Here is a 26,677-nt window from a genome sequence, read left to right on the forward strand (position 1 = left end):
GCTCGCCGACCGACCCTCCCGCTGTCGCATGTCGTCGACCGCCAACACCGAGGAGCTGGGATGCGCATCACGGTGACCACTGCCCTGACCGACGAGACGATCACACCGGTGAGACTGGCCCGGGAGCTGGAGGAACGCGGGTTCGCGGGGATGTATCTGCCCGAGCACACCCATATCCCCGTCGAACGCACCACTCCGTTCCCCATGGGCGGTGAACTGCCCCGTGAGTACGGCCGGATGATCGACCCCCTGGTGGGGCTCGCGCAGGCCGCGGCGGTCACCTCCACGCTCGGCCTCGGCACCTGCGTTCTCCTGGTCGCCCAGCACGACCCGATCGTCCTCGCCAAGCAGATCGCCACCCTCGACCATCTCTCCGGCGGCCGTCTCACCCTCGGCGTCGGTTACGGCTGGAACCGCGAGGAGGCCGCCGACCACGGCGTCGAGTGGTCCCACCGGCGGGAGACGGTCCGCGACCGGCTGGCGCTGATGCGCGCGCTGTGGGCGCCCGAGCCGACCGCCTACAAGGGCGAACACGGTTCCGTACGGGCGTCCCTGGCGCACCCCAAGCCGGTCGGCGGTCCCCGGACCCTCGTCGGAGGTGCGGCGGGCCCGAAGCTCTTCGCGCACATCGCGGAGTACGCGGACGGCTGGATGCCGGTCGGCGGGGGCGGGCTGCGGGAGTCGCTGCCCCTGCTGCGTACGGCGTGGGAGACGGCGGGGCGCGACCCCGAGGACCTCCAGGTGGTCCCGGTGGCCCTCGTGTCGACGCCGGAGAAGCTCGCGTACTACGAGGAGTTGGGCATCGAGGAAGTGGTGATGCTGCTTCCGTCGGCCGGGGAGGCGGAGGTGCTGGCCACGCTGGACTCGTACGCGCCGTTCCTGTAGGGGCCGTCGGCCACGTCCGCGCCTCGTTGCCCGCCGACTGTCCTGCCCCCGACTGCCCCTTGCCTGCCCCGGTGTGCCGCCCGCCGCACAAACCCGACACCGTCCCTGTTGTCCATTTCACGTCCTTCTCATGAATCCGGACCGGATCCCCGTTCGCCGCGCTCGTATGCTCGATCCATGACAGATCACCGGCTCGGCCGCCAGTCCGGTTCCCCTCCCGGGCGGCCCACCGAGAACGCCATGCGCCGTGCCCTCAAACGAGCCCGGGACGGAGTCGCCCTCGATGTCACCGAGGCCGCGGTGCTCCTCCAGGCCCGCGGCGACGATCTGGACGATCTGTGCGCGTCGGCCGCGCGGGTGCGTGACGCCGGTCTGGAGGCCGCCGGGCGGGCCGGGGTGATCACCTACTCGAAGAGCGTGTTCATCCCGCTGACCCGCCTGTGCCGGGACAAGTGCCACTACTGCACCTTCGCGACCGTGCCCGGCAAGCTGCGCAGGGCGGGGCACGGGATGTTTATGTCCCCCGACGAGGTGCTCGCCATCGCCCGGCGCGGGGCCGAGACGGGCTGCAAGGAAGCCCTCATCACCCTCGGCGACAAGCCCGAGGACCGCTGGCCCGAGGCCCGTCAGTGGCTGGAGGCGGAGGGATACGACGACACCATCGCGTATGTACGGGCCATGTCGATCCGCATCCTGGAGGAGACCGGGCTGCTGCCCCATCTCAACCCCGGCGTCCTGAGCTGGACCGACTTCCAGCGGCTCAAGCCCGTCGCGCCCTCCATGGGCATGATGCTGGAGACCACCGCGACCCGGCTGTGGAGCGAACCCGGCGGCCCCCACTACGGCTCCCCCGACAAGGAGCCCGCCGTACGGCTGCGGGTGCTGGAGGACGCGGGCCGCAGCTCCGTACCGTTCACCAGCGGACTGCTCATCGGGATCGGCGAGACGTACGAGGAGCGGGCGGACTCCCTGTTCGCGCTGCGCCGTGTCTCCCGCGCCTACCACGGCATCCAGGAGCTGATCCTCCAGAACTTCCGCGCCAAGCCCGACACCGCCATGCGCGGCATGCCGGACGCCGAACTGGACGAACTGGTCGCCACCGTCGCCGTCGCCCGCCACATCATGGGCCCCTCCGCCTGCCTCCAGGCCCCGCCCAACCTGGTGGACGCCGAGTACGCGCGCCTGATCGGCGCCGGCATCGACGACTGGGGCGGTGTCTCCCCGCTCACGCCCGACCATGTGAACCCCGAGCGGCCCTGGCCCCGGATCGACACCCTCGCCGAGCACTCCGCGGCCGCCGGCTTCCGCCTGGAGGAACGGCTGTGCGTCTACCCGGAGTTCGTCACCCGCGGCGAGCCCTGGATGGACCCCAGGCTGCTGCCCCACGTGCGCGCGCTCGCCGACCCCGCCACCGGGCTCGCCCGGCCGGACGCCCGGCCCGCCGGCCTGCCCTGGCAGGAGCCCGACGAGAGCTTCACCTCCACCGGCCGCACCGATCTGCACCGCACCATCGACACCGAGGGCCGTACCGCCGACCGCCGCGACGACTTCGACGAGGTGTACGGGGACTGGGACGAACTGCGGGAGGCCGCCAAGCCGGGCATGGTGGCCCAGCGGATCGACACGGACGTACGGCAGGCGCTGAAGCAGGCCGCCGACGACCCGACCCGGCTCACCGACGACGAGGCCCTCGCCCTGCTGCACGCCGACGGTCCCGCCCTCGACGCGCTCACCCGGATCGCCGACGAACTGCGCCGTTCCGTCGTCGGCGACGACGTCACCTACATCGTCACCCGCAACATCAACTTCACCAACGTCTGCTACACCGGCTGCCGTTTCTGCGCCTTCGCCCAGCGGCGTACGGACGCCGACGCCTACACCCTCTCCCTCGACCAGGTCGCCGACCGGGCCGCCCAGGCGTGGGACGTCGGCGCCGTCGAGGTGTGCATGCAGGGCGGTATCCACCCCGACCTGCCCGGCACGGCCTACTTCGACATCGCGCGCGCCGTCAAGGAACGCGTCCCCGGCATGCACGTGCACGCCTTCTCCCCGATGGAGGTCGTCAACGGCGCCTCCCGGACCGGGATGTCGATCCGCGAATGGCTGACGGCCGCGAAGGAGGCCGGACTCGACTCCATCCCCGGCACCGCCGCCGAGATCCTCGACGACGAGGTCCGCTGGATCCTCACCAAGGGCAAACTGCCCGCCGCCACCTGGATCGAGGTCGTCACCACCGCCCACGAACTGGGCATCCGCTCCTCGTCGACGATGATGTACGGCCATGTCGACCAGCCCCGCCACTGGCTCGGCCACCTCCGTACCCTGGCGCGCATCCAGCAGGAGACCGGCGGCTTCACCGAGTTCGTCACCCTGCCGTTCATCCACACCAACGCGCCGGTCTATCTCGCGGGGATCGCCCGGCCCGGCCCCACCGACCGGGACAACCGCGCGGTCACCGCGATGGCCCGGCTCCTCCTCCACCCGCACATCACCAACATCCAGACCAGCTGGGTGAAACTGGGCACGGAGGGCGCGGCGGAGATGCTGCGCTCCGGGGCCAACGACCTCGGCGGGACCCTGATGGAGGAGACCATCTCCCGGATGGCGGGCTCCCGTTACGGCTCGTACCGCTCCATCAAGGATCTCGTGTCGATCGCCGACCTGGCGGGCCGCCCCTCGAAAGCGCGTACGACGTTGTACGGCGATGTCCCGGAGGAGCGCCTGAGGACGGCCGAGGAGTCGGACGGGCAGCTGCCGGAACTGCTGCCGCTGGTGACGGACTGACCCACGGTGCGATCCCTGCCCTGAACCGCCGCATCCTGGAGGCGGCTGACGAAGTGAGCGCCTCAACGGCGCCGAGGGAGCCGCGGATAGCGGGGCGTACTCTTGTGCGGTCATCCTGTCGGTGCTATGGGAAAAGCCCTTTCCCGGAATCTGTTCGCTCTTCTTTCCCGCACCGCTCGAATGCGCTGCGTTAGCCTCTCGATGCGTCGCCAAGGGGAGGGCGCGTATGAGGAAAGGGAAAGGTGAGAAAGGGTGTCTGATTTCGACTCGGCGCGCTGGCAGGAAATGTTCGGTCTGGGCCAGACCCGCAATCCGGCGACGGCAGTCACGGGCGATACCGGCATGGCTCTCGCCTCGACGACGTCCCCCGGCGCGGGCGGGGCGGGCACGCTGAAGCACAGCGGCGGACCGTGGGCGAGCGCCTCGGACACCGCCGGGGAGTTACGCACGAACACCGAGAAGAGCCGCCGCGCACTCCGCTCCGGCCACGAGGGCGTCGCGCAGGGGGCGGCGGGACTGACGTCCGTGGCCGCGCTCATGGCCGTGCTGACGTCCTGGGAAGACCGCCTCGTGGCCGTGCGCGACGAATGCGCCTATCTGGATGGCGCGTTACTGAGAGTTGCCCGGGAGCTGCGGCAGACCGACGCAGGCGTGGGCGACTCCATCCCGTCCGCCCGGAAGGCGGGCGAGGCAGGATGACCGCCGGCACACTGACCTGGCAACAGCTCAGGGACCTGAAGAGGTCCGGGTTCGAGGACGCCGGGGACGCCTGGAACGAGGTCTCCGCCCGGTCGGGCGCCGATCGCGAACGCACCAACCGGGCGATGTCGGCGAAACTCCGCTCCACCCAGGAGAGCCGGTCCGCGGAGGCGGCACTCGGACGGCTGCGGCGCCTGAGCCGCAACTACCAGTATCTCCAGACCGAGTGCGGCCTGGTCCGTACGGCGCTCAACGGCCTTGCGTCCGACCTCGCCGAGCCGCAGCGCCAGCTCCGACTGGCCCTGGAGGAGGCAGCCGCCCTGAATTTCACCGTCCAGCCCGACGGCTCGGTCTCGTATCCGCCCGCCACCTACTGTGCACCGGGCGGTGAGAAACAGTCCCCCGGAGGTACGGCGCGGGGTAGTGCCCGCTCTCCACTGGAGCCTCCGGGCTTCGGGGAGTTGGGGACCGCCGGCTCCGGGGTCCTTCCGGGAGCCGGTGCCGTCAAGGTGCCCAACCCTTCTGCCGAAAGAGCCAAGGACATCTCGGACCGCATCGCCCGCGCCGTACGGTCCGCCACCGAGATCGACGCCCGGTATACGCGGACGCTGAACCGGCTCAAGGCCGCCAAGGGCCTCGACGTGACCGAGGCGACCTGGAAGGACGTCCGCCAGGACACGGTGGACGTCCGCGCCGACACCTACCGGTACCTCGCCGCCGGCGTTCCCGAGGACAAGTCCCCCGCCGCGCGCAGGGAATGGTGGGACAGCCTCGGCGACGAGCAGCGCCAGGAGTACCTGAAGATCGCCCCGGACCTGATCGGCTACCTCGACGGCATCCCGGCGCTCGCCCGCGACGAGGCCAACCGGAATTTCCTGCCGGTCCTCATCGCCGAGCTGTCGGTGCCGGGGGCCAGCGACGCCGACCGGACCCAACTGGAGGGGTTACGGGCGATCGAGGAGAAGTTGCGGAAGCCCAGCCAACCGCCGATGTACCTCCTCGGAATCGGGACCGAGGGGAACGGCCGGGCCATCATCGCCTACGGCAATCCGGATACTTCACGGAATGTGTCGGCGTATGTTCCCGGGCTGAACACGCAGCTCGATGGAGAGTTCGCCGGGGGAACCATGAGGCGGGCACAGGATACGGCTCTGGGCGCGCAGGGATACGACGGCTCCAGCGCGTCGATCGTCTGGCTGGGTTATGACGCCCCCCAGTCCGCGGACGTCGCAAGCACCGGTGACGCCAGCAGGGGAGCGCCCGCCTACAACAGCTTCATGGCCGGGCTGGAGGCCACGAATGAGAACCGGGACCCTCACCTGACGGCCATCGGGCATTCCTATGGCTCACTCACGGTCGGAACCGCGGCCAGGCAGGAGGGCGGGATTCCGGGCGTCGACGACATCATTCTGGTCGGGAGTCCGGGAGTCGGCGTCGATAGGGCGGAGGATCTCGGTGTCGGCAAGGAGCGTGTTTTTGTGGGCTCGGCCGACAACGATCTTGTCACCAAGGTGCCGACGAAGGCCGAGGTCGCGTTCTCCCCTGCTCTGAGTGTTACGGGAGTGTTTGTCAACAGCGGTGACATCAACCTGAGCGGTGATGACAACTACTTTGGGAAAGACCCGGCCAGTGAGGCTTTCGGGGCGCAGCGCTTCAAGGTTGGCGATGGGCCGAATCCCGTACTTGATGGTGAAATCATCGCGGCCCACTCCCAGTACTTCACGCCTGAGAAGGACAGAGAATCCGCCGACAATATCGCCCGGATCGTCTCGGGGGAGTACGGCATCAAGCGCGAGGAGTATCGGTGAAGCGGGTCCGTCCGGCAGCGCGAACTGCCTTCTTTGTATCACTGGCGGCCGTGTTTGCCGCCGGATGTGGAGTTCTGAAAGGTGAGAACGAGCCGAGGGGGAGGGTCATGAATATTGATATGCAGCAAGCAGCGGAGAAGGCGGATGAGATGCTGGATGCCACGATGGGCGCGGTCGTGCCGGAGATCCAGTGGACGCATCGCGCCACCACGACGGGGACCTGTGATGTGTCTAGGTACCGGGCAGTGATGACGATCATCTCCGAGGAGCGGCGCGGTAGCTTTCTCGGCGTGACCGAGCGGTTCTGGAAAGAGAGCGGCTATAAAATCACCGGAAGGAATGAGGACCGGGAGCACCCCGCGATCTTCGCCGTCTCGCGCGAAGGATTCGCGATCACTCTGGTCATCGGTGACAAGGGTCAGGCATTCTTCGATGTCTCCACCCCGTGCGCGCAGAAGTCCGAGGTCGCCGAGCCGACCGTCAGGTCCAACGGAGGCCCCGACTACTCGGGGGGAAAGATTCCTTATCCCAACGTGCGATCCGACTTCTGGTCAGCCGCGAGCCCGCCCCCGTCGTCCCCGCCTCCATCCCCCTCGAAGACACCCCCGCCCCGCTGACCGATCGCGCCCGGGCCCACGAGACGGCAGGACGGTACGAGGCCGCGCTCGCCGATCTCGACCGGGCGGTGGAGGCCGTTCCGGGACATCTGCCCGCGCTCCGGGCCCGCGCGCGGGTGCGTCGGGAACTCGGCGATACGGCGGGGGCGCTGGCGGAGGTACGGGGGCTGGTGGAGCTGGGGGACCGGGCCGGGGCGACGGAGGTTCTGGAGGAGGAGCGTCTGCCGGTGCTGCCGGAGCCGCGTGAGCTCCTGACGACGCTGTCCGCGTTCTGAGGGCCCCGCGGCCCCCGCCCCCACCGGGGCTCCGCCCCGGACCCCGCGCCTCAATCGCCGGCGGGGCTGGGATTGCCCAGGTCGCCCGCCGGGCCGGGGGGCGCTGCGCTTCAAGCGCCGGTGGGGCGGGGATGGCCGGGATTTCCCTCAATGACCGGAGAAAGGTGGGCCTCGTCACTGCTGGAGATGGATGCCAGTGGATGGGCGGGGAGGCAAAACCAGCCCCTCCGGCGTTTGAGGAGCGGGGTCCGGGGCAGAGCCCCGCAGGGTGCCGCGCCGGGCAGGGGCCGCGCACCGGGCGCGGTGGGGGAGACGGGCGACGGTGCGGCCCGCCCGGGGTGAACCTCGTTCGATTACAGTGCTGCGCCGGGCACACATTCGCACAGGAACCACGTCCAGGGAGGGACGCGCGGTGAGCGCAGCAGCCACAGGCGTCTGGGGACGTGCCGAACAGCAGGACTTCAGGGCCAGGGTCCGCGGCGCCCTCCTCGGCGCCGCGATCGGGGACGCCCTCGGCGCGGGCGTCGCGGGGTCCACCCTGGAGGAGATCCACGCCGCCCACGGGGCCGAGGGGGTCGCCGACCTCGTTCCCGCCCACGGCCGCCGGGGCGCGGTCACCGCCGCGACCCAGCTCACCCTGTTCACCGTGGACGGTCTCATCCGCGCCCAGGTCCGCCGGGACACCGGCGCCTGGCACCCGCCCACGGACGTGCACCGTGCGTATCTGCGGTGGGCGGCCACCCAGCGCGACTGGGGTCCCGACGAGCGCCGCAAGGACAACGGCTGGCTCGCCCGTGAGGAGTGGCTGTACACCCGCCGGGACGCCCCGAAGGCGAGCCTCTTCGGTCTCGCCGACGAGAACATGGGCACGGTGGAGGCGCCCAAGAACCCCACCGCCCGCGACCCCGGCGCGCTGGCGCGGTCGACGCCGTTCGGGCTGCTCGTCGGCTGGGAGCCGCAACTCGTGTGCCAACTCGCCGTGGAGTGCGCGGCGCAGACCCACGGCCACCCCACCGCGTATCTGTCGGCGGGCGCGTTCGCGGTGATCGTGCACGGGCTGGCCCGCGGGGAGTCCCTGGAGGCCGCCGTGCAGCGGGCCCTGGCCCTGGTGTCGTCCCGCCCGGGCCACCAGCCGGTGACGGACGGGCTGGGGCACGCGCTCGGCGCCGTACGCCAGGGCGTGCCGAGCGCCGCCCGGGTCATGTCGCTCGGTGAGGGCCACCACGCCGAGGACGCGCTCGCGATCGCCGTGTACTGCGCGCTCGTCGCGGAGGACATCCGGCACGGTCTGCGCCTGTCGGTGAACCACGACGGCCCGTCGGAGACCACCGGCATCCTGACCGGCGCGCTGCTCGGGGCGCTGCACGGGGAGACCGCGCTGCCGCCCGCGTGGCTGTCGGAGCTGGAGGGCCGCCCGACGATTCTGGAGCTGGCGGACGACTTCGCGATGGAGATGACCCAGGGCCCGGCGCTGCACGGCCCGACGATGGCGTCCCCGGGCTGGCTCACGCGCTACCCCCGTACCTGACGCCGGAAGCGGACCTCCACGCGCCCCGTTCCCGCCTTGCCCGCGGCCGCATCGCACACGGCCGCCACCGCACGGCTCACCGCCTTGCCCGGGCCGCATCGCTCACCGCCCTGCCACCGCATCGCATGGCACGGCACACCGCCACCGCATCGCACGGCACGGCATACCGCCCCGCCACCGCAGGCCCGACGCCCGCCCTCCCACACCGTCCGTCACCGCCCGGCCGTCGTCCCCAACACCCCTGCCCACCAGCGCCGTTCGTCTACGATCACGCCATGGATGCCTCAACCGTCGCCGTACGTCTCGCGTCCAGTGCCCTCGCGCCCCTGGTGCGCAAGCTGTTCGTCCAGCCCGCGCCCGGCGCGGGCCTCGTGGAGGGGCCGGTGCGGATCGCCGGACTGGTGTCGTTCAGGGGCGAGAAGCGCACGCTGGGCGAGGCGGAGCTGCGCAGGCTGGCCGGGGAGCTGGTGGACCGGGCCGTCCGGGCGTACGGGCCGCACGAGGCACCCGGCGACGACATACGCCGTGAGGTCACCGACGCGCTCACCACCGCCCTCCACAGCCTGGGCGACCTCCACATGGACGACGTCCAGGCCGTCCGGCTCGGGGCCGACGGCCTGGCCGCCCGTCTCGCGCGCCCGGCGGGCCTGTCGGCGGAGGCGGCCGCGCAGGTCGAGCCCCTGCTGAGCGCGGCCTGCCTGCACATCCTGAACTTCTTCACCCAGCGCTCCACTTTCATCGCCCGAACCCTCGTCGAACAGGCACGCGCGATCGACCGGCTGATCGCGACGACCGATCTGCTGCTGGAGCGGGTCCCGTCGAGGCGCGGCGACGACGCCCGTTTCGAGGCACGGTACGCGGAGCACATCGCGCGCAAGCACAGCGAGCTGACGATCTACGGCCTGGATCTCAACCACGCCCGGGAGTGGCGGCTCGACGCCGCGTACGTGTCGCTGGAGGCGGTCTGCGACACCGCCGTACCCGTGCCCGCCGAGGCCGCTTTCTCCGCCCGGGACAGGGTGCTGCTGCGCGGGAACGCGGGATCGGGCAAGACGACGCTGGTGCAGTGGCTGGCGGTGACGGCCGCGCGCCAGGACTACGCGGAGCTGGGCGGTGATCTGTCGCCCCTGGTGGGCCGGGTGCCGTTCGTCCTGCCGCTGCGCCGGGTCATGAGGGACGGAGCTCCGCCGACGCCCGACGCCTTTCTGCACGCGGTCCGCAGCGCTGTCGCGGGCGCGCAGCCCGACGGCTGGGCGGACCGGGTGCTGACGGCGGGGCGCGCCCTGCTGCTGGTCGACGGCATCGACGAGATCCCGCCGGCCGAGCGCGAAGAGGTCCGCCGCTGGCTGCGGGAGCTGATGGGCGACTTCCCGGGCAATCTGTGGCTGGTGACCGCCCGTCCGTCCGCCGTCGGTGAGGACTGGCTCACGGACGAGGGCTTCAGCGAACTGTCGTTGTCCGTCATGTCCCGGGACCATGTGACCCGTTTCGTCCGCCGCTGGCACGAGGCCGCCCATACCGGGCCCGAGCCGGGCGAGGCCCTGCTGGAGGCCATCCGCTCCAACGGCGACCTGGGGATGCTCGCGGTCAACCCGCTGATGTGCGGCCTGCTGTGCGCCCTCCACCGCGAACGCCGGGGGTTTCTGCCGCACGGCCGCAAGGACCTCTACGACGCCGCGCTGCGGATGCTGCTGGAGCGCCGTGACGTGGAGCGCGGGGTGGCCGCCGGGGACGGGCTGCGGCTGTCGTCGGAGACCCAGATCCTGCTGCTCCAGAAGCTGGCCCACTGGATGATCCGCAACGACCGCCCGGAGATGGACCGCGCGGACGCTCTCACCCAGCTCGGCCGGGCGCTGGAGTACATGGCCCACGTCCCCGGCCCGCCCGAGGCGGTCCTCGGCCATCTCCTCGTACGCTCCGGACTGCTGCGCGAACCGGCGGCCGGGCGCGTCGACTTCGTCCACCGGACGTTCCAGGACTATCTGGGCGCCAAGGCGGTCGTGGAGGAGGGCGACTTCCCGCTGCTGCTGGACAACGCCCACAAGGACCAGTGGGAGGACGTCGTACGGATGGCGGTCGCCCTGGGCCGTCCGGCCGAGCGGGAGCGGATCCTGCGCGGTCTCGTCGGCGCCCACGCGAGCGAGGCCGGGGCACGGGCGCAGGCGGAGCTGATCGCGGACTGGGACCAGGCCCGCCCTCTGCGGCGCGTGCTGCTGGCCGCGAGCTGTCTGGAGCACGCCACCGAGGTCGGCCCCGGGATCCGGCGGCAGGTCGTCTCCATGGCGGAGCGCATCGTCCGCCCGGGCAGCAATCGCCAGGCCCGTCTGCTCGCCGAACTCGCCGGTCCCAAGGTGCTGGGCCTGCTGCCCCGCCCCGACGGCCTGACGGACGAGGAGGCCGTCCGCGTCCTCATCACGGCCACGCGCGTCGGCACGGAGGCGGCCCTTCCCGTGCTGGTCCGCTTCCGTGACCACCCCTCGCTGCTGGTCCGCCGCCAGCTCGCCTGGTCCTGGTACAAGTTCGACACCCGGGAGTACGCCGAGGAGATCGTCGTCCGGCTCGATCAGACGGACCTCTACTTCACGGCCCACCACAACGGCCATCTGCGCGCGCTGCGGGACATGGGCGGCCGGGAACGCGTCCAGGTCGTCGGCATGTACCGGCCCGCCGATCTGGTGGAGTTCCTGGACGCGGACCGGCTCACCCATCTCTGGCTCCGCGACGGCTACTTCACCGTGGGTGGTGAGGAGTGGCTGCACCGCTTTCCCCGGCTGCGCACGCTCGTGGTGCCCGAGCGCTCCCGGGGCACCCGTCACGGCATACCCGGCCACATCACCGTCACCCCCGTCCCGGCCCGGGCCGCGATCTGAACCGCGCGGCCGTATGCCCGGCCCGCCTGAGCGAGCACCGGCCCGCCTGAGCGAGCACGGGGCGGCCGGGAGGAGGGAGCGCCGGCCTCCGTTCGCGGACGACCGGCTATCTCATCAGCTCGCCCGCGTTCACCAGCAGCGACTGGCCCGTGATCGACCGGGCCCGGTCGGAGGCGAGGAAGGCCGCCGCGTCGGCGACGTCCCCGTCCGTGGCCAACTCGGGCAGGGCCATCCGCTCGGTGAGCCGGCCGAGCACCTCCGGTTCCGGTACGCCCTCGGTGTGCGCGGTGAACCGCACGTACGCCTGGACCGGCGGCCCCCACATCCAGCCCGGCAGCACCGTGTTCACCCGGATCCGGTCGGGGCCCAGCTCCCGCGCCAGCGAGTACATCGCCGAGGTCAGCGCGCCCTTGGACGCCGCGTACGCGGCCTGCCACACCTGTGAGGGCGCGGCCACCGACGACTGGGTGCCGATGATGACGACCGAGCCGCCGTGTTCCCTGAGGGCGGGCAGGCAGGCCCGTGTCATCCGCAGGGTGCCCAGCAGATTCACGTCGATGACCTGCTGCCAGGTGGCGAAGTCGGCGTCCGCGAGTCCGCCGAAGTAGCTGTCCCAGGCGGCCACATGGACGACGGCGTCGATCCGCCCGAACCGTTCCACGGCGAGCGCCGCGAGCGCCTCGCACTGGCTCTCGTCGGTGATGTCCGCCGTGCGGTAGGCGGTCCTGGTGCCGCCGGGGTCGATCTCGCCGGCCGACGTGGCGAGGTTCCCCTCCGTACGCGCCCCGAGGACCGCGTTGCCCCCGTCCCGTACGACGGTCTCGGCCACCCGGTGGCCCAGTCCGGCGCCGACCCCGGACACGACGACGGTCTTCCCCTGCAGCAGCATCTGGGTGCCTCCCCACTCTGGCGCATCATCTGACGGGCCGTCAGAGTAGGGGCGTTCGCAGGAGAGGGGAAGGGAGCCGGTCCAATGAACGACGCCACGAACAAAGCCACGGATGACGGCACGAACGGCGGCACGAACGGCGGCGCGGGCGATACCGCCCACGGCGGCGGCACGCGTGACGGCGACACCCGCAGTGAGGTCTACGCGGAACTGGCCGCGGTCGGCCCCTACGGAGTCCGCCCGGGGCACGCCCTGATCACCATGGTCGAACCGCATCCCGGCCATGAGTACGCGTACAACCGCTGGTACGAGGACGACCACTACTACGCGGGCGCGATGGCGATGCCCTGGATGTACGCGGGCCGGCGCTGGGTCGCCACCCGTGAACTCCAGCGGCTGCGCTACCCGGAGAAGTCGGCCGTGGCCCAACCGGTATCGGCGGGGTGCTATCTCTCCACGTACTGGATCACCGACGGCCGCTACGCCGACCATATGAAGTGGACCGTCGGCATCAACAAGCGCCTCAACCGCGACAGCCGCGTCTACCACGACCGTACGCACGTCTTCACGGCCTTCCAGGACCATGTGGCGACCGTGTACCGCGACGGCGCCGCCGGTCCGCGCGACTACCACGCCCTGGACCATCCCTACGCCGGGCTGGTCCTGGAGGTCATCGACGCGGACGGCCCCGGGCAGCGCGCGGAACTGCTGGAGTGGCTGCGGACACGGCATCTGCCCCAGCGGCTGCCGGGCTCGGGCGCGGCGATGGTGACCGTCTTCCGGCCCACCCCGCTGCCGGGCGACCGGATGACCTATGTGAAGCAGGTGGAGGGTGTCGACACCCGGCTGACCCTGCTGTGGTTCCTGGAGGAGGACCCGGGGGAGCGCTGGGAGGCCCGGTTCGCCGGGCTCGACGAGGAGGTCGCGGAATCGGGTCTCGGGCGGGTGGAGCTGGTGGCTCCGTTCATCCCCACGGTCCCGGGCACGGACCGCTACGTCGATCGGCTGCGCTGAGAAGTGCGCTGAGAAGTGCGCTGAGAAGTGCGCTGAGGAAAGGGCCGAGCCCCCTCGGCCGGGACGGCGGACCAGTCGAGAGGGCTCTGTCAGGTGGTGCACACGCGGTGGACGCGTGCGCGGTGCGAGTACCGCACGTCTCGCTCGGTGCGGTGCTCAGTCGACGTCGAACGCGCCCTGGCCGATATTGTTCACGAACGCGTTCCACGAGCCGGGGACAAAGGAGATCGAAGGGCCCGCGGGCACCTTGGAGTCACGTACGGAAACAGCCTCCATGACCGGGGACTTCACCTCTACGCAAGCACCGTTTCCCCCGGAGTACGAGGACTTCGTCCAGGTCTCCGTGGCTCCCTGAATGATTGCCATTTTCGCTCCGCTTCGGCAGTGGTGTGATGGTGCGCCAACCAGGTGTTGGTGCGACCGACGCTACTCGCCGGAGCCGGGGGGCGGGGCAGGCATTCACCCGGTCGGATGGCATATTCCATGGGACTCTTCCACGGAGCGGGGGCGGGGGTGTACCTTACGTCCCCCTCGCCGCCACTTCCCCGCAATGAGCCCTTCGGAGCGATCTGGGCGCCCCGGAACACCTCGGACCCTCGCCTCGGGCCTCAGTGCATCTTCGCGTACTCCTTGGCGATGTTCTCGATGAAGACCTTCGTCTGGTCCACGTTCAGCGCCTGGGCCCGCAGATGTTCGTACATGACCGTGTACTTGTGGACGTCGTTGGCCTTCTCCAGATAGAGATCGCTGGTGACGCCCTCAATGTAGACGACGCTCGAATCCGAGGCGTCGGGGAACTCCAGGATCGCGTACTGGCCGTTGATACCGGGGTGCGCGCCCATGTCGAACGGCAGCACCTGCACGGTGACATGCGGCAGCTGCGCGATGTCCACCAGGTACTCCAGCTGCTCGCGCATCAGGTTCGTCCCGCCGATGACCCGGCGCAGCGCGGCCTCGTCGATCACGGCCCACAGCCGCAGCGGCTGCTCGGCCTCCCTGATCCGGCCCTGGCGGCGCATCCGGACGCTGACGCGCTTGTCGATGTCCGAGGGGGTGCTCTCCGGCAGCGCTCCCGCGATGAGCGCCTCGGCGTACTGCTGGCTCTGGAGCAGGCCCGGGATCACCTGGGGCTCGTACACCCGCAGACTGGCCGCGTCGGTCTCCAGGCCGATGTAGACGCTGTACGGAATGTCGCCGAAGGCGTGCCACCAGCCCTGCTGGCGGGAGTCCTTGGCCATCTGCATCAGCGAGTCGACGACGCGGTGGTCGTCGACCTCGTACACCCCGCACAGATCGCGGACGTCGCGCTGGCTGATGGAACGGCGGCCGTTCTCCAGCCGGCTGATCTTCGACTGGGAGACCAGCAACCGGTCGGCCACTTCCTCCGCCGTCATGCCTTTGATCTCGCGGAGCCGGCGCAGCTCCTGCCCCAATCGGCGTCGCCTGACGGTGGGATTGACGTTGGACGCCACGGAAACTGCACCTCCGATTGCGTAGCTGAGCGTATCTACTGCTCAGCAGACTGCCACCAATACTCAGGGCCGCGCGGCGAAATAGCCACACGCACCGCGCTCATGGCGCCGCGCGCGGCACAGAAAGTCCGGCCGGCGCTCCGGTGGTGGCGAGCTGAGGGCGAATCGGGGTGGAGATCGGGGTGAAGGCCGTCACGGCGCCGCGGCAGCACGGCATCACGGGGGTACTGGCCGCGTGGCCCCACCGCGTGCGAGGCACGGGCGGCACGGCCGTGACGCATCGGCCGCACGGCGCCGCGGCGCACGGGCGGCACCCGTCACGATCGCGGACGCCGTAGGCCGTGGAGAAGCCGTGGAGATGCGAACGCGCGGGGCAGCGGCGTGCTGCCCCGCGCGTCGCGGGTGCGGCTCCCGGACCGGCCGGCCGACGCGGTTCCGGCACCGGCTCGGGGTGAGCCGGCACCGGTGCGCCGGTGATACGTGGGTGATATCCGGGTGGATATCCGGGTGAGTGAGTCGGTGTCGAGGGTGGGTTGAGGGTAGGTGGTTCGGTTACGCGGCCGAGTCACCGCACGGCTGAGTCACTGCACGGGTGACTCAGCGCACGGCCGACTCGGGCGCGGCTGATTCAGTGCGCGGCGACGCGGGCCATGCCTCCTCGGCGTGGCTGCATCGAGACGGCCGACTGACGGCTGCCGCCCGCGGCGGTGGGGCTGCGGCGCGGCTGTGCCGCCACGCCGTTCTGGACGTCCATCACGGCGTGCGCCACGAGTCCGCCCATGGGGTCGTGCCTGATGAGATCCCGCAGGCGGGATCGCGAGGAACGCCCCTCGTTGCCGGGGTAGAGGTGCTTGCCGAGTCCGACCGCATGGGCCAGCGCGGCGAGCGCCGCGGTCCGCGGATCCGGTGGGACACCGGTGCGGATCGCACTGTCCAGCCGGGCCCTGATGTCCCGGCTGATCGCCGTCTCCGTCGCCTGGTAGCGCGTCGTCGGCAGCACCCCGCACATCTGGCCCGCCACGGCATGCACCATGCCGCAACGCTCCAGGTGAGCGAGGTAGATCTGGCGCAGCCCCAGGCGGGGTCCGCCGATCCAGTGGACCGCCCGGACCGGGCTGCCGCGTCGCCGCAGCAGCTCCAGTGCGGAGTCCAGTGTCGGATCTCCTGTCGGCCGTGGCATCACCACGGCTATACGATCCCCGTCAGGGGCTATCCGACCCGCCAGAGCCAGCTCTACTAGCTGTGCTCCGGCCAGGCCGAGGTCGAGCGACTGCGGCTGCGCTGTGGTACCCGTGGCCGGGTCCAGAGCGAGCAGCAGAAGCTCCTCCGGAAGTGTTCTGCGGCTCCTGCCCATCCATGCCTCCCCGCGTGGATGAATGACAGGGTGACCCCTCTCACATTGGTCTGTCGAGAGTGCCTGGGTGCTTTGTATGGGAACCGTTAGGTATGTCGTTCTCGTCTAGGCCCCAGGGGCGTGTTCTCACACAGGACACTGAGAGATGGTTCGGACAACACGGGCCCTCGATTCGACAGCGCCGGTACTTGGTACGTACGGCGGCAGCACATCGTTCATGGTTCATGGAGGAGGCACGGTGGCGGGCGAGTCCCCCGACAAGTCGGAGCAGCGGAAGTCGTCGGGGGAGACGGCTTCGGGCGAACATGACCCGCGGCTCGCCTTGCTCGGCCAGTCGACGTCGGCGTCACCGGCGATCGCGCCGGATGCGGACCAGCCGACGGCGGTCTTCGCCCTTCCCCCCGAGCCGCGCCCGGCGGCGCCCGGCAGGTCGCGCCGCGAGCCGGGCACGGACACGGGTTCCGCCGCGGGGGACGCGCAACTGCGTTCGGCGGTGGCGGCTTGGGTGGCATCCGCGGACGACGACGCTGACGACGACGCCGGCGGGGAGCCGGGCAGCGGGGGCGGGACCGGCACGCGGGTAGACGCCGGTGCGCGCGCCGGGGGTGACACCGGCGGTACGTCCGGCGTCGGCACGGTCCCGGCCCCGGACACGGACCATGACTCGGACTCGGACTCGGGCTCCGGCCCGGACTCGGCACCGGGCTCCGGCTCGGACCGTGGCTCGGAGAACGGCACCGGCTCGGGCAGCAGCGCTGGTACGGACGCCGGAACGGGCCCCCGCGCCGGGTCCGGTGACTCCGCGGCCGAGGTGACCGCCGTGCTCCCCGAGTCCCGTGAGACCCCCGAGACCACGGCCGAGGTGACCGCCGTCATCCCGGAAGCCGCTGAAGACCCCCAGGAGGCCGCGGAGGCCGCCTCGGGCAGCGCGGGGCCCGCGAGCGGCCCGGAGGACGCGGTGGAGGCCGGTACGGCGTCTGGAGGGCCCTCGGGGGGCGCCTCCGGCGCGTCCGGTGAGACCGAACCGGAATCCGAAACGGAACCGGAGGCGTCGGAACGTCCTGCTTCCGGCCCCAAGGACGGCCCCAAGGATGGCGCGAAGGCCGGTGCCGGGGACGGGCCCGGCACCGGCGGCGAGGAGAGCCCGGCGCCCGGAGGCACCGCGGCCACCGCCCCGGCCGCCCCCGCCGAGGAGGCTTCCCGGGACGCGGACCCGGCGGCCGGCGCGGATGCCGCCGACGCCGGGATGGCCGGCACCACCGGTGCCGAGAAGCCGGACGGCGGTACCGGCACGAGCGTTGACACGGAGACGAAGGCGAACGCCGGCTCCGGCTCCGGCTCGGACACCGGAGCAGGCTCCGGGCCGCGTGCGGGCGCCTCCGGACCGGACGCAGAAGCCGACACAGATGCAGATGCAAACGATCCGGACGGAACCCCGGGCGCCCTCGGAACCCCCCGCCGCGAGGTCGACCAGCCCACCGCCGTCTTCAAGGCGCTCCGCGAACCGTCCGCCGCCCCCGCCGTCGACAGCCCCACCACCGCCCTCAAACTCCCCCCGGCCCCCCGGCCCGTGGCCGACCCCGGGCCGGCCTCCGATTCCGCGGGGCGGCCGAGCACCTTCGTACCGCTGCGCGGGGACGACGCGGCCCCCTCCGAGGCGTCCCGGGCCGGGACGCCCGGGACGGCCGCGACTTCCGGGACGGCCGCTCCCGCCGGGCTCACCGAGGCCGAGCGGACCACCCAGCAGCCCGTGCCGCCGCTGCCGCCGCTCGATCTGCTCGCGGAACTGACGAACACGCCGGAGACACCCGTACGGACGGTGGTGCGGCGGATCAAGATCTGGACGCCGCTCGTCCTCCTCCTGGGGGTCGTCTTTGCGGTCGTACAGATGCTGCGCCCTCTGCCGGACCCCGAACTGACCCTTTCGGCCGCGCCCGCCTACACCTTCGAGGGCGGCCGCCTCAGCCTGCCGTTCCCGGCCGGGGGCCAGGGCGCGGTGGAGGTCGAGGGACTCGGGGTGATCGGGGCGTACGGGGCGCAGAAGCCCGCGCCGATCGCGAGCGTGGCGAAGACGATGACGGCGTACGTGATCCTGCGGGACCACCCCCTCAAGGGCAAGGAGGAGGGGGAGAAGATCACCGTCGACAAGCAGGCCGCGGACGAGTCCGACAACTGGGAGAACGAGTCCGTCGCGAACCTGGTGGAAGGGCAGGAGCACACGCTGAAGCAGATGCTCCAGCTCATGATGATCCCGTCGGGGAACAACGCCGCCCGACTGCTCGCCCGCTGGGACTCGCCGTCGGAGGCCGCGTTCGTCGAGAAGATGAACCGGGCCGCCGAGGACCTCGGGATGAACGACACCGTCTACACGGACCCCAGCGGCTTCAAGAAGACGACGATCTCGACCCCGATGGACCAGCTCAAGCTGGCCAAGGTCATGATGAAGAACGACGTCTTCCGGGGCATCACCGACACGACCAACGCCGACGTCCCCGGCAGCGGCAAGATCCGGAACGGCAATGACCGCACGCTGCTCCAGCCCGACGTCGACGGCATCAAGACCGGCTCGTCGACCCCGGCCGGAGGCAATCTCCTCTGGTCGTTCCAGACGGAGGTCGACGGCCGGTTCCACCGGGTCAACGGCATCACCATGAACATCCAGGACGGCACGAACCCGTACGAGAAGACACAGAAGGCGATCACGCACAGCATCGATGTGATCTCCAAGGTCAGGGAAGGCGTCACCTCCGCCACCGTCGTCAAGAAGGGCGATGTCCTCGGCCACCTCGACAACGGGATGGGCGGACGGTCCGCCGTCGTCGCCACCAAGGATCTGAAGGCGGTCGGCTGGGCCGGTCTGCGGATCGAGCTGGCGCTGGACGACGGCGGCAGGAGCCTGCCGGACTCCGGCCGGAAGGGCGATGCCGTCGGCCAGGTCTCCATCGGCACCGGGCCCGCCAAGGTGTCCGTCCCGGTCGCGCTCCAGCAGGACCTGGCGGAACCTGGTTGGGGCGACAGGCTGACGCGCATCGGCTGAGACGGGCCGGAGCGCCGCTCCGGCCGGGAGCGAGGAGGGCGTCCCGAAGCTCCGGGGCGCCCTCGTGTTAGCGTCCCGACAGCTCAAGGTCGCCTGACGGCGCAACTCATTCATGCCCCGGCTGCGTCCTTGGAACGAGGGACCGGACCACAGCAGACCGAGACGGGGAGAGCCGCAGTGACCACCGCAGAGCCGGTCAGGACGGACGGCGGCGGCTCCCGGACGGGGCCGCGAATACGGCAGTCGCCGGCGGGCTCCGAACAGCGGCACGACGAGCGGCGGTCCGGCCGCCTCGCCGACGTCTGGGACCGGCTCACCCGCCGTCCCGTGCTCGTCACGACGGCGGTCGCCGCGGTGGTGCACGTCCTCTGGTTCTTCTTCTTCGCGAACAGCGGCGGCGACATCGCGGCCCAGGACGCCTGGGCCGAGTTCGTCGGCCGCCACCCCGACTCCGCGTACAACCTCGCCTGGTACGGCGGGATGCACCCCGTCTCGTACAGCGTCGTCTCGCCGTATCTGATGTCCCTGATCGGTGTACGCCCCACGATGATGGTCGCCGGGACGGTCTCGGCGGCGCTCACCGCGCTGATCCTGGTGCGCGTGAGGGCCGTCCGCAATCCGCTGCCGTGCGCGCTCGCCGGGGTCTTCGCCTTCCTCTGCAACGCCCTGTCCGGCCGGGTCACCTTCGGTCTGGGCACCATGTTCGCGCTGGGCGCGGTCGCCGCGGTCTTCTGCTGGCCCCGGCCCTGGCGTATGAAGCGCTGGGCCAAGGCCGCGGTGGCGGCGCCGCTCGCGGGGCTGGCCACCGCCGCGAGCCCGGTCGCGGGTCTCTTCCTGGGGGTGGTGGCCGCCGCGCTGTTCCTGAACAAGCGGCGGCCGGGGGCGTACGCGCTGGGGCTCGCGCCCGTCGCGGTGGTGGCGGTCTCCTCCTGGCTGTTCCCCTTCTCCGGGACACAGCCGATGTCGCTGGCGTCGACCTCGCTCCCCTTCCTCTACGGGGTCTTCGTCTTCCTGCTCGTGCCGAAGGAGTGGCGCACGGTCCGGGTCGCCTCGGCCGTGTACACGATCGGGACCCTGCTGACCTGGGCGGTCGACTCCCAGATCGGCTCCAACGTGTCGCGGCTGCCGATGCTGTTCGCGGGGGTGGTGCTGCTGGCCGTCCTGCCGTACACCGTGCCGCGTTCGCGGAAGTGGTACGCGCTGCTCGTCGCGTTCGCGGGCCTGAACTTCTGGATCGGTTTCAAGGCCGTCGACGACGTGGTGCGTACGGCTCCGACGGCGTCCTGGAACTTCGAGCTGGCGCCGCTGGTCAACAAGCTCCAGGAGGTCGGCGCCGAGCGGGGCCGGGTCGAGGTCGTCCCCGCCAGCAGCCACCGGGAGGCCTCCGCGCTCGCGCCGTACGTCAATCTGGCACGCGGCTGGAACCGCCAGGCCGACATGAAGCGCAACCCCATCTTCTACGACGAGGACAAGACGCTCACCTCGGCGGACTACCGGGCCTGGCTGGACCGCTGGGCGGTCCACTACGTCGTCCTGCCCGAGGGGTCGCCCGACTCCAGCGGCGCCCGGCAGGAGGCCGACCTGGTCCGGGAGGGGCAGCCGTATCTGACCCGTATCTGGGGCGACGCCAACTGGCAGGTGTTCGCGGTCAAGGATCCCGCGCCGATGGCGGAGGCCCCCGCGACGGTGGAGCACGCGGGCGCGGAGAAGGTGACGATCCGGGTGAAGGAAGCGGGCCGGGTGCTGATCCGGGTGCCGTACTCGCCCTGGCTCGGCCTGGTCGACGAGGACGGCCGGAAGGTGAAGAGCCCGCAGGAGACGGAGGAGTCGAAGCGCCGTGAGGACGGGCAGCCGAAGACGTTCGTCAATCTGAACGGGTGCCTCATCAAGGCGGAGCAGGACGCGGAGGGCGACGAGTGGACCGAACTCCTCGCGCCCAAGCCCGGTACCTACCGCCTCGCGGGCAAGTACGGCTTCGAGCGCGGCACCCCGTGCCCGGATGAACTTCGCTAGTCCTTACCGCCGTTAACACCTATCTGCTCAAGGTTCCCTCATGCATAGTGGGGTTCGTTTGAACATACCGAGCAGTTGGTCCAGTGGTTCAGGTGCGACATGGCATGCGAACGATGCGGTGACAGGGGCGGGCGCGCGCTGCCGGGTATGAGGTGCCCGGAGTGCGGTGTCGCGGCCGGCGGGCGGGCGAACGGCGGGGGTGCGTTCGGAGGCGGCCGGACCGGGGCCGGTTGGGCCGTGGCCGGCCGGGGTGCCGGCGGCGCGCGCGGAGCACTCGGAAGGGCGCTGCTGGTCGGCGGCGTGGCGGTGGCGGTGCTGGCTCTGGTGGCCTCGATCGTCGCGTTCTCCGGTGACGACCCCTCCGGGACCGGCGGCGCCGCGGACGTCCCGGTCTCCGGCGGCGCCGGGAGCCTCGGTGGCATCGGCGGCGTACCGGAACGGATCCAGCCCACATCGGAGCCCTCGCCAGGCGAGCCCGGCGCGGTGGCCCCCGCCCCGAGCGGCACCCTCGGGGTGCCCGGTGACGGCGGTGCCGCCACCCCCGGCACCCGCCCCCCGAGCGGAACCGCGCACCCCGAGTACTCCGCCTGGGCGGGCCCCGGCTGCACCGGAGGCGGACAGTACAAGGAGCACGGCCGCTACGCGGACGGATTCGAGGGCTGGTACACGGTCAGGACCGGCGGCCACAGGGGCGACGGCTGCGACGGCAGGTTCAGCGCGATCCCGATGTCCGGCAGCGAGTCGAAGGACAACGGCAACACGGCGACCTGGTCCTGGTACGTCGGCAGCGGCTACACGACCTGTTCCCTCGCCGTGGTCGTCCCGAAGGCCCCGCGTCCGCAGGATGTCGCGGGAGAGCCCTCCGTCTACCGCGTCCTGGCCGATCCCGCCGACGACGACAGCCTGATCAAGACCTTCGAGGTGAACCAGACGCAACTGCGGGGGCGGGGCGCCGTGATCCAGAAGATCCCCGTCCGGGGACAGCGGCTGACCGTGCGGCTGGTGGACCGCGGCAGGGACTGGGGCGGTGACCGCGAGGGCGCGCACCACGCGGCGGCACAGATGCGGGCCGACTGCCGGCCGTGACACGGAGTGCCGAACACCGGTGCCGGAAGCGGAATGTGAGGGGTAATACAAGGAACTCTCGGTGACCGCCGGGGAATTCTTATTGTTATCCGGAGATACCTGCCAGGCGGTATGGCATTGCTGCATAGTGTCCGCCATGGTTTGCGAGGCGTGCGGGCGTATCCACACAGGAACGCCCACGGGGATGACGTCGTACGGGTGCGCCGCGAGTGCCGCGCCCAGGGGCCGGCACCGGGCGGTCAGGGGGAGCAGCGTCGCGCGGGAGCCTGCCCCCGAGCGGATATCCGTGCTGTCCCGGGTCGGGAAGACCATGATGGGCACGGGGGTGGCGCTCGCGCTCGGAACGCTGGTGACCAGCGTCGTGATCATGACGGACAACGGCGCCGAGGGGAGCACCCGGAACCGGGCGAGCCCCATGGACCTGGACCTGGAACTGGGCGGCGGGCCGGCACAGGACGGGCCCACGGGGGCGCCCGAGGAGGAGTCCGCGGCCGATGTGACCTCGGGTGCGGCCGAGGGGGCCCGGGCGGGTGCGTCGGATTCCGTGGCTCCGGTCGCCGGGCGGGTACGGAAGCCGGCGGCCGGCACCGCGCCACGGGCGGGCAGGGCCGCCTCCGGCGCGAACACGGCCAAGGCCGAACGCCCCGCCGGACGATCGGCACCGCGGGTCCCGGCCCCTCCTCGGGAGCGCCCGGGGCCCGGCGACGGGGACGGCTGCCGCCACGGCAACGGCGGCTCCTTCACCGGCTCCGGATGGGGCTCCGCGTTCGGCTACGACGGTCGTCCCGGCAGCGACGACGACGATGATGATGACGACGACGACCGGGACTACGGTGACGGTGGCCGCGACTGCCGATAGCGGCGGGGGTCCGCGACCGGCTCAGGACTTCTGACGTCCGGGATACGGCGCGAAGGGCCCCGCGGCGGACTCCGGCTGCCCGAACGGCGGCGGGGACGAGTTCCTGGCCGCCCTTGGGTGTACGCGTTCGGCGGTGACCGGCGGGCGGCGCTCGACCGCTGACGGACCACCGCGGAAAGGGACCGCTCGAAGACGGTGGAGCCGATGTACGGACACGGAACGGGGAAGGATCCCGCGGTCCCGGCCGGAACCGGCATCTGCCGTCGAGAAGAGATCCCGGCGGACCGGTCCTCCCGTATCCGGAGTTCGGCGCTCCCGGGACGTACCGGACCGCACCGGCCCGTCGGCCCCGCCGGCAGCCGTTCCGCCGTGGGCCGGGCAGCCGTTCCGCCGTCGGCCGGGCGGCCGTCGTACCGCTGGGCCCTTCCGTGCCACATCACCTCATGGGGTGTCAAGTTGCTGTATACACACGTCTGTTGACGTATGACCATGCCTCGTCGGTACCCCGGCGAGGCAGTACCCTGCACCAACGGGGTCACGCCCTGTGTCTCTACGGGAAGGCGGAGTGCGCGCTGTGGTCAGTGACAATCGTTCCGAGCAGCCCTCGGTACCCTTCGACATCCCCACCTCGGCCCGGGCCTACGGCTGGATGCTGGGTGGCAAGGACAATTACGAGGTCGACCGCAAGTTCCTTCTCTCCACGCTGGCGGACTTTCCCGAATGCGTGGACATCGCGCGGCAGAACCGCCAATTCCTCTACCGTGCGGTGCGCTATCTGGCGCAGGAGGCGGGCATCCGCCAATTCATCGACCTGGGCTGCGGACTGCCCACCGACAACAATGTGCACCAGGTCGCCCAGAGCTTCCTGCCGGACGCCCGGGTCGTCTACGTCGACATCGACCCGATCGTCCTCGCACACGGCCAGGCGCTGCTCGCCGAGGACACCAGCACCACCGTTATCACCGGTGATATGCGCGAGCAGCAGCCCATCCTCGACCACCCCGATGTCCAGCGGCTGATCGACTTCGGCGAGCCCGTCGCCGTGCTGTTCCTGTCGGTCGTCCATCATCTCGCCGACGCCGACGACCCGCGCCGGGCGCTGCGTACGATCATCGACCAGGCCGCGCCCGGCAGCTATCTGGGCCTGTCCCAGGTCGTCTGCGACGACGCGGCCTGGGGCGCGGAGATGTCGGCGCACATCTCCGGCCTCGGCATCCCCTGGCAGACCCGTACCCCCGACGAGGTCAACGCCTTCCTCGACGGGCTGGACCCGGTGGAACCCGGCCTGGTGAACCTCGTCGACTGGCGCCCCGACCCGGACCAGCCGCCGCTCGCGAGTGTGCATCCGTCCCTGGTGCCGTATCTGGGCGCCACGGAGAAGAACCTCCGTGTGTACGAGTACGGGGGGCTGCTGCGCAAGCCGTAGCGCTGATCGCGGGACGAGCCGCGCGGCCCGTCCCGCCCGGTTCGAACCCGGGGCGGGGTCCGTGCGCCCGCCCGCGCCGGCTCCGGGCCGGGACCGGACCGTGCGGACGCGTCCGGCGCTGACCCGACGGGTTGGTCCGCGCCCCTGACCGTCTCCGGGCCGGGCCCCGGCCGTATGGGACCCGGGCTCGGCGCGGCCGACTCGCCGGGGCGGGGCTCCGGTCCGCCACCGTGGACCGCTGGTCGAGACGGACGCCGATGAGCCGCGTCCGGATGGGTGCGGCCCGGCTCCCGGGCGAGCACCGCGCCGCCCCGGCCGCCGCCCTGGACCCGCAGCGCGGATCACGGGTGTCCCCGGTGCGCCGGGCACCCGGACCGCCCCGGACCATCGGCTGCCAGGATGACCGGCCCCCCCGGGCCGCAGGCCACCCGGACGACTGGCCCCCTTGGACCATCGGTCCCTTGGACCATCGGCCCGCAGGCCGCCGGGCCCGCCGGCCAAAGGCCCGCCCGTATCCTCCGGTCGTCCCGCGCCCGGATCGCGCGCCGCTCGTATCCCCGGCTCCGGGATCGCGGGCCGTCCGTATCCCTCGTACCCGGTCCGACGCCGGCTCCGGGTGACCAGCCCCCGGAGCACCCCCGGAGCCCCCGGCCGCGTCGCCGTTCACCCGGATCACCCGGATCACGTGAGCCCGTCGCGCACGACGGAGCCTCGGTCCGAGCCGCGCTCCAGGCCGTCGTGCCATCCCCGGAATCCCGTATCGCCTTATGGAACAAGGGTATTGACGATTCCCGGACCCCCCTTCTTGGTCTAGACCTATTCCTCCGGGAGAATCCCTTGTGTCACAGTTCGGCCGCACCACTGCTTTCGGCCTGCGACGGGATCTACGGTGTGGCCACCTCATCAGCACGCGCCTTTGGGGGGCACATGTCGAACCACCAGCCACCACAGGGCTGGGGCCAACCGCCCCAGCAGCCCCAGCAGCCGTCGCAGCCGGGCTGGGGCCAGCAGCCCGGCCCCGGTCCGTCCGGCTGGGGCACGCCGGGACCGCGGCCGCCCAAGAAGTCCCGTATGCCCGTGATTCTCGCCGTGGTGGGCGTGTTCGTCGTGCTGATCATCGCGGTCGCGATCACCCAGAACGACGGCGGCGGTTCGCCCGACGGCAAGTCGTCGACCCAGAGCAGTGGGAAGGTCGCGGACGCGCCGGTTCAGCAGGACACCAAGGGAGCGGACCGCCCCAAGGACCTGAAGCCGGAGGACGATGTGAAGATCACCTCCTGCGAGGTGGACTCCGCCCTCAGCTGGCCGTCGGCGAAGCTGACGATCACCAACCAGTCCTCGGACACGTCGAACTACCTCGTGTCCGTGGAGTTCGTGGACGCCCAGGGAGTCCGTATCGGCGAGGGCTTCGCGGCGACGAACAACCTCGCGCCGGACCGGTCCGCGAAGGAGGTCGCCCAGGGCACGGCGGAGGCCAAGGGCAAGATCACCTGCAAGGTCACCAAGGTCACCCGCTACGCCTCGTAGCGCCCGTACGACCGCGCCCCGCACCCGGAACGACGGCCGACGGGGCCCGGCGCCGCGCTCGTCCGGCCCGCGGTCCACGGTTCATGCCCCCACAGTCTGCTACGGGGACCGCCACGCATCCTGGATGGCATGGTGGAGACCGGCCATCAGTCGCCGGGCCGCCGGCTCGTGGTCGTGGAGGTCACGGAGGTCACGGAGGTCGTCGAGGGGGAACCGCCCCCGGTAGGCGTCCGCCAGGCGCCGCCCGCCCCCGGCGGCCGTCCCAGGGGGCCGGTGGGACGCCAGGAACAGCTGCCAGCTCACGACGTCGAAGAGCAGCGGCCCCCAGCTCGGGGTGCCCCAGTCGGCCCTCACGGCGGTGTCCGGTCCTCTCGGCGGGTGGCGGTGTCGTCCCGTCGCGGGGGCGGGTCCCCGCGACGGGACAGGCGCCGGGCTTCCCGCTACCGGGTCTAATCGCAGTGCACCGGGCTTTGGCCCGGTGGTGGAGCGATTCTGAGAAGTGCTCTGACTCGCGCTGTGCGCACGGGTCCGCAC

At 71.4% G+C, this 26,677-nt stretch carries 20 protein-coding genes and 1 pseudogene; 16 read left to right on the forward strand and 5 right to left on the reverse strand.

The genetic code is table 11. The features are described 5' to 3' along the window. Positions 1-60: 60 nt before the first annotated feature. From ACFYT4_RS28215 to ACFYT4_RS28255, 9 genes and pseudogenes are all read left to right on the forward strand, one after another. Positions 61-885: a TIGR03619 family F420-dependent LLM class oxidoreductase gene (locus tag ACFYT4_RS28215; protein WP_389274869.1), complete on the forward strand. Its 825-nt coding sequence runs from the start codon at positions 61-63 to the stop codon at positions 883-885. A 177-nt stretch (positions 886-1,062) separates the two neighbouring features. Beyond that, the gene (locus ACFYT4_RS28220) at positions 1,063-3,669 is read left to right on the forward strand and encodes a bifunctional FO biosynthesis protein CofGH (protein WP_389274872.1); all 2,607 of its coding nucleotides are present in this window, start codon (positions 1,063-1,065) and stop codon (positions 3,667-3,669) included. Between the two features lie 252 nt (positions 3,670-3,921). Beyond that, positions 3,922-4,368: a hypothetical protein gene (locus ACFYT4_RS28225; protein WP_389274875.1), complete on the forward strand. Its 447-nt coding sequence runs from the start codon at positions 3,922-3,924 to the stop codon at positions 4,366-4,368. Continuing rightward, positions 4,365-6,176, forward strand: a complete 1,812-nt coding sequence (locus ACFYT4_RS28230; RefSeq protein WP_389274878.1) for an alpha/beta hydrolase — start codon at positions 4,365-4,367, stop codon at positions 6,174-6,176. Before ACFYT4_RS28225 ends, ACFYT4_RS28230 begins: the two co-directional genes overlap by 4 nt. A gap of 107 nt (positions 6,177-6,283) precedes the next feature. Further along, positions 6,284-6,793, forward strand: coding sequence for a hypothetical protein (locus tag ACFYT4_RS28235; protein WP_389274881.1), 510 nt, complete (start codon positions 6,284-6,286; stop codon positions 6,791-6,793). Further along, positions 6,790-6,849: pseudogene (locus ACFYT4_RS28240) on the forward strand (hypothetical protein); the annotation flags it as partial. The gene ACFYT4_RS28235 and the pseudogene ACFYT4_RS28240, both read left to right, overlap by 4 nt. Before the next feature lie 12 nt (positions 6,850-6,861). Beyond that, entirely contained in the window at positions 6,862-7,068 is a 207-nt protein-coding gene (locus ACFYT4_RS28245; protein ID WP_389274938.1) for a hypothetical protein, read from the forward strand. Positions 7,069-7,480: 412 nt separating this feature from the next. After that, positions 7,481-8,596: an ADP-ribosylglycohydrolase family protein gene (locus tag ACFYT4_RS28250; RefSeq protein ID WP_389274884.1), complete on the forward strand. Its 1,116-nt coding sequence runs from the start codon at positions 7,481-7,483 to the stop codon at positions 8,594-8,596. 275 nt (positions 8,597-8,871) lie between these two features. After that, positions 8,872-11,466, forward strand: coding sequence for an NACHT domain-containing protein (locus tag ACFYT4_RS28255; protein ID WP_389274887.1), 2,595 nt, complete (start codon positions 8,872-8,874; stop codon positions 11,464-11,466). A gap of 106 nt (positions 11,467-11,572) precedes the next feature. Here ACFYT4_RS28255 and ACFYT4_RS28260 read toward each other — a convergent pair whose 3' ends face one another. After that, entirely contained in the window at positions 11,573-12,355 is a 783-nt protein-coding gene (locus tag ACFYT4_RS28260) for an SDR family oxidoreductase (protein ID WP_389274890.1), read from the reverse strand. Between the two features lie 84 nt (positions 12,356-12,439). On the opposite strand from ACFYT4_RS28260, the gene ACFYT4_RS28265 reads away from it, so the two are divergent. After that, the gene (locus tag ACFYT4_RS28265) at positions 12,440-13,369 is read left to right on the forward strand and encodes a hypothetical protein (RefSeq protein WP_389274892.1); all 930 of its coding nucleotides are present in this window, start codon (positions 12,440-12,442) and stop codon (positions 13,367-13,369) included. A gap of 156 nt (positions 13,370-13,525) precedes the next feature. Here the strand turns inward: ACFYT4_RS28265 and ACFYT4_RS28270 are convergent, their stop codons facing one another. The 3 genes from ACFYT4_RS28270 to ACFYT4_RS28280 form a co-directional block, all read right to left on the reverse strand. After that, on the reverse strand, positions 13,526-13,735 hold the full coding sequence (locus ACFYT4_RS28270; protein WP_389274895.1) for a DUF397 domain-containing protein: 210 nt from the start codon (positions 13,733-13,735) through the stop codon (positions 13,526-13,528). 242 nt (positions 13,736-13,977) lie between these two features. Then, the gene (locus tag ACFYT4_RS28275; RefSeq protein ID WP_389274898.1) at positions 13,978-14,841 is read right to left on the reverse strand and encodes a helix-turn-helix domain-containing protein; all 864 of its coding nucleotides are present in this window, start codon (positions 14,839-14,841) and stop codon (positions 13,978-13,980) included. 628 nt (positions 14,842-15,469) lie between these two features. After that, on the reverse strand, positions 15,470-16,195 hold the full coding sequence (locus ACFYT4_RS28280) for a GPP34 family phosphoprotein (RefSeq protein ID WP_389274901.1): 726 nt from the start codon (positions 16,193-16,195) through the stop codon (positions 15,470-15,472). A 217-nt stretch (positions 16,196-16,412) separates the two neighbouring features. Between ACFYT4_RS28280 and ACFYT4_RS28285 the strand changes: the two genes are divergently transcribed. The 6 genes from ACFYT4_RS28285 (at position 16,413) to ACFYT4_RS28310 (ending at position 26,143) form a co-directional block, all read left to right on the forward strand. Further along, positions 16,413-19,232, forward strand: a complete 2,820-nt coding sequence (locus ACFYT4_RS28285; protein WP_389274904.1) for a serine hydrolase — start codon at positions 16,413-16,415, stop codon at positions 19,230-19,232. Between the two features lie 177 nt (positions 19,233-19,409). Further along, positions 19,410-21,245, forward strand: a complete 1,836-nt coding sequence (locus ACFYT4_RS28290) for an MFS transporter (RefSeq protein WP_389274907.1) — start codon at positions 19,410-19,412, stop codon at positions 21,243-21,245. A gap of 237 nt (positions 21,246-21,482) precedes the next feature. After that, complete coding sequence (locus tag ACFYT4_RS28295) at positions 21,483-22,331, forward strand: adhesin (RefSeq protein ID WP_389274910.1); 849 nt, start codon at positions 21,483-21,485, stop codon at positions 22,329-22,331. Positions 22,332-22,515: 184 nt separating this feature from the next. After that, positions 22,516-23,190, forward strand: coding sequence for a hypothetical protein (locus tag ACFYT4_RS28300; RefSeq protein WP_389274913.1), 675 nt, complete (start codon positions 22,516-22,518; stop codon positions 23,188-23,190). A 574-nt stretch (positions 23,191-23,764) separates the two neighbouring features. Beyond that, positions 23,765-24,616, forward strand: coding sequence for an SAM-dependent methyltransferase (locus ACFYT4_RS28305; protein WP_389274915.1), 852 nt, complete (start codon positions 23,765-23,767; stop codon positions 24,614-24,616). 1,071 nt (positions 24,617-25,687) lie between these two features. Then, positions 25,688-26,143 carry an FxLYD domain-containing protein gene (locus ACFYT4_RS28310; RefSeq protein ID WP_389274918.1) on the forward strand — a complete coding sequence of 152 codons (456 nt, stop codon included), beginning with the start codon at positions 25,688-25,690 and terminating at the stop codon, positions 26,141-26,143. 99 nt (positions 26,144-26,242) lie between these two features. Here ACFYT4_RS28310 and ACFYT4_RS28315 read toward each other — a convergent pair whose 3' ends face one another. Next, positions 26,243-26,497 carry a hypothetical protein gene (locus ACFYT4_RS28315; protein ID WP_389274921.1) on the reverse strand — a complete coding sequence of 85 codons (255 nt, stop codon included), beginning with the start codon at positions 26,495-26,497 and terminating at the stop codon, positions 26,243-26,245. Between the last annotated feature and the right edge of the window lie 180 nt (positions 26,498-26,677).

The organism is Streptomyces sp. NPDC004609 (assembly GCF_042873655.1).
In the GTDB taxonomy this organism is placed as follows: domain Bacteria; phylum Actinomycetota; class Actinomycetes; order Streptomycetales; family Streptomycetaceae; genus Streptomyces.